The 813-nt window shown below is 34.8% G+C and carries 1 protein-coding gene; it reads left to right on the top strand.

Going from position 1 to position 813, the window contains the following annotated elements; all coding sequences use genetic code 11:
- Positions 1-78: 78 nt before the first annotated feature.
- Positions 79-813, top strand: a 735-nt coding sequence (locus tag ACJDU8_RS25555) for an IS3 family transposase (RefSeq protein ID WP_406795001.1), incomplete at its 3' end; no start/stop codon positions are given.

Raw genomic sequence — 813 nt, 5'->3', positions numbered from 1 at the left:
TGCACGATTAAAACGTGAACTTCGCGATACAAAGGATGCTCTAGATGTATTAAAAAAAGCCATAAGCATTCTGGGAAAGTGACAGAAGCAATCTATCTTGAAGTCCAAAACAAATGTGAAGACTTTAGGGGAAAACGCCGGGTTTCTGTCAGCGGAATGCTTCATATATTAGGCGTTTCACGTTCAGGATATAATTCATGGCTGCAACGCCTACCTTCAAATCAACAAAAAAGAAAGAAGCTCGCAAAGAAGAAAATCAAAGAAATTTATGATAAATCCCACCAAAATTATGGTGCTCATAAAGTTACCAAAGAAATACAGAAAACTGGTGAAAGAATATCAGAACGCACTGTTGGAAAGTACATGAAAGAACTTGGAATTAAAGCTCACTATATAAAACCATATACCATTACTACAAGGGATTCTGATTTCAGCAGTAAACTTGAAAATATCTTAAACAAACAATTTAATCCCACTGCACCAAATGCAGCATGGTGTACAGATATTACATATCTGTGGACTAATGAGGGCTTTGTATACCTTACAAGCATCATGGATTTATACTCTCGAAAAATTATAGCCTGGACTCTTTCAGAAACTTTAAATGTTTCTTGCGTCATTGATACAATTAATAAAGCTAAGAAAAATAGAGAACTTGTTAGTCCTGTTATTATACATAGTGACAGGGGCAGTCAGTATGTGTCAAAAGAATATAAAAAGGCTACTTCGAAAATGCTACTTAGTTATTCAAAGAAAGCTTATCCATGGGATAATGCCTGTATTGAATCTTTCCATGCAATTATTAAACGTGAA

Source organism: Candidatus Clostridium eludens, assembly GCF_045310515.1.
GTDB classification, from domain to species: domain Bacteria; phylum Bacillota; class Clostridia; order Clostridiales; family Clostridiaceae; genus Clostridium_B; species Clostridium_B eludens.
This window is presented reverse-complemented; position numbering and strand designations above follow the sequence as displayed.